Raw genomic sequence first — 3085 nt, 5'->3', positions numbered from 1 at the left:
CTTCCGGCGGGGCGTCCCACCAGGCGAGGCCGGTGCCGCCGGGAGTGCCCCAGCACGCCAATTCCAGTGCTAGGCGGGTGAGTTCGGCGGTGCGGATCTCGGGTTCGGGGTAGGCGGGCAGGGTCTGATGCTCGTATTCGGGCCAGCACCGCCAGGCGTGACCTGGCGCTTCACGACCGGCACGCCCCGCCCGCTGCTCGGCGACCGCAGCCGAAACACGCACGGTTGCAAGGCCGGACAGGCCACGCCGATGATCAATGCGGGGCACCCGCGACAAGCCGGAGTCCACGACCGCACGAACACCGGGCACAGTCAGGCTGGATTCCGCCACCGCCGTGGACAATACGACGCGCCGCCGCGCCCCCTGCCGCAACGCGACATCCTGCACCGCGCTACCCAATCGCCCGTGCAGCGGCACCACGTCGACCCCGTCGAGATCCCGCAACAACCCCGCGGTCCGATTGATCTCACCGACCCCGGGCAGAAACACCAGCACATCCCCCTCGGTCTCGGCCAGCGCCCGCCGAGTAACCCGCGCCACGTGCGCCTCGACCCGCTCCCGAGCCAGCGCCGGAACATAGCCGACCGCCACCGGATATGCCCGCCCACGCACCTCCACCACCGGCGCCATCCCACCGCGTTCAGCGCTCACCCGGGCCATCGCACCGCGGTCGGACGCATCCGCCTCGGGCCGAACACGCGGGGCCGAGTCATCGCCCGGCACCACGACCGGAGTCGCCGGGCCGTCATCGGCTGCGACAGAAGAGACCACCGCACCACCATTGGGCGCGTCCACCGGCTGCACCACACCACCATCGGGCGCGCCCACCGGCTGCACCACACCACCATCGGGCGCGCCCACCGGAGCCGCCGCACCTCCAGCAGCCGCGACCACCGCCGCCGCACCATCGGACGCGGACCCCGATGCCACGGAGCCCGGTGCCACGGAGCCATCTCCAGTCCAGACCTCTGAAGTCGCCGGGCCGCAGTCGAGCAAAGCCACTTCACTCGTCGCGGATGATGCGACCGGCTCGGGCACGGCATCCCCCGCACCGAGCAATGCCGCGAGGCGTCCGGCCGCGACCGTTGCCGAGGTGGCGAGCACCCGCAGGTCAGGCCGTAGTCCGGATCGGGCGTCGAGCAACAGGGCGAGCAACAGGTCGGCGTCCAGGTGCCGCTCATGGCATTCGTCGAGCACCACGGTGCCGACACCGTCCAACTCGGGATCACTCTGCAACCGCCGCACCAGCAGCCCGGAGGTCACCACCTCGATCCGCGTCCGCGCCCCGACCTTCCGATCCCCGCGCACGGAATACCCGACGCTCTCCCCCACCTTCTCCCCGAGCAACGCCGCCATCCGCGCCGCCGCGGCCCGCGCAGCCAGCCGCCGCGGCTCGGCCACGACCACCTTCCCCTCGGTCCCCGCCGCCAACGCCAACGGCACCAGCGTCGTCTTCCCGGTCCCCGGCGGCGCGACCAGCACCGCCACCCCACGCCCGACCAGCGTCTCGACGATCTCCCCCAGCGCAGACCGCACCGGCAGCTCGGGCAACTCAGGCAGCTTCATCACCCACCAGTCTGCCGACCCGCACCGCCCCGTCCAGCACCCACCCGACCAGCCCACCACCGGACCCCGCCGGTGCGCCGAAGATCAGCGGAGCGTTTCCTCGATCGAGTCCGCGGTAAGAATCTGCCCAGCCCACCGATTCAGATCCTCGGGATCAGCAGCCCGAACGGTCTCGACAACAGCAGCAGGCACACCACCGAACTTGAGCTGAAGCTGATTCAACAACGTCTTGACGACGCCCCGAACCTCTCCCCGAGCCTCACCCTCGGCACGCCCACGCAACTCCCCCTCGGCACGAAGCCGATCAGCAGCAGTCACGAGCGCCTCCTTCGCTTCCGGCCCGAACCCATCGAACAGCGGCGTCAACGCCTTCTCTTCGGTCTCACCGACCAGCATAATGTAGCGAACCAGCAGATTCAGTACCCGAAAAGCGTCCGCACCCTCGGCGACCTCCGCCAGGTCCTCGGTCCATTGGGCGAGTGCGCTGTCCAATCCGGAGTTGTTCGGGGCAGCCTTCATGACGTTCAGCATCAGCCGCACCTCCGGGACCAGCGGACGCTCCGCCAGTTCGGCCGCATCGAGCGCGGTGACGTCGTCGAGCATGAACCGGAATCGCGGCAGATAGTCACCCACCACGTCGGCGACGCCTGGCGGGAGCTGGAAAAGGTCGGCGAACTGCGTCGAGTGACACCACCGGGCTCCCTGTGAGCCGATGTGCACAACCAGCGGAATGATGACGGGCAGCCGTCGCGGTCGCGGTTTGGTCATGCGCAGATGGCGTGCCCAGATCTGCGTCAGGTACTCGAGCATCCGGAACGGCATCAGCTCGTCGCTGCTGCTCTGATGCTCCATCGCCACATAGATCAGCGCCGCACCATCTCGGCTGTCGATCTCGAACAGCAAGTCACCGAACCGAACCCGCATCTCCTCGGTGACGTAGTCCGCGGGCCCTTTGCGCAGCGTCGACCAATCCAGCCAGGCCGATAGAGGTTCAGGTAGCACCGAACGCAATTCGGAGGCCGCATAGGCCGGCTCGCCCATGATGCCGCGAAACAAGCTGTCGTGTGGGTTGTCTCGGCGCCCGGTCACCGGCACACCATACGCTCGCGCGGAAAGGGTCTTCCTCGATGTGGGTCGGGCGGTTACCCTGCGGGAGATGAGCATCGAGTTCGTTCTGACCACGCTCGTCATCGTCGCTACGCCGGGGACCGGGGTGCTGTTCACGCTCGCCGCCGGGCTGGCGCGTGGAGTGCGGGCGAGTGTGATCGCCGCGTTCGGGTGCACGCTCGGCATCGTGCCGCACATGATCGCCGCCGTGACCGGGCTGGCGGCGGTCTTGCACACCAGCGCGATCGCGTTTCAGACATTGAAGTATCTCGGTGTCGCGTATCTGCTGTACATGGCGTGGAGTACGTTCCGCGACAAGGGGGCGCTGGGGGTTCCTAAGCTGCGTTGCTTCAGTCAGCTGCCCGTCCACAAAGGACACTTGCACCGGCGAAACGCCTGATTGATGCCCAT

2 protein-coding genes and 1 pseudogene are annotated in these 3085 nt (G+C 68.4%); 1 reads left to right on the top strand and 2 read right to left on the bottom strand.

Annotated elements, in window-relative coordinates; genetic code table 11:
• Together ACWDNU_RS45000 and ACWDNU_RS44995 are read right to left on the bottom strand one after the other, a co-directional pair.
• On the bottom strand, window positions 1–1567 hold a 1567-nt coding region (locus ACWDNU_RS45000; RefSeq protein WP_449673352.1), incomplete at its 3' end, for a helicase-related protein.
• A gap of 84 nt (window positions 1568–1651) precedes the next feature.
• Window positions 1652–2656 carry an Rpn family recombination-promoting nuclease/putative transposase gene (locus ACWDNU_RS44995; protein WP_355271066.1) on the bottom strand — a complete coding sequence of 335 codons (1005 nt, stop codon included), beginning with the start codon at window positions 2654–2656 and terminating at the stop codon, window positions 1652–1654.
• Window positions 2657–2723: 67 nt separating this feature from the next.
• Between ACWDNU_RS44995 and ACWDNU_RS44990 the strand changes: the two are divergent.
• Window positions 2724–3008 (top strand): annotated as a pseudogene (locus tag ACWDNU_RS44990) (LysE family translocator); the annotation flags it as partial.
• Window positions 3009–3085 lie beyond the last annotated feature (77 nt).

This window comes from Amycolatopsis sp. NPDC003676, from assembly GCF_053587275.1.
The sequence above is the reverse complement of the archived record's forward strand: the minus strand, read 5'-3'. Positions and strand labels throughout refer to the sequence as shown.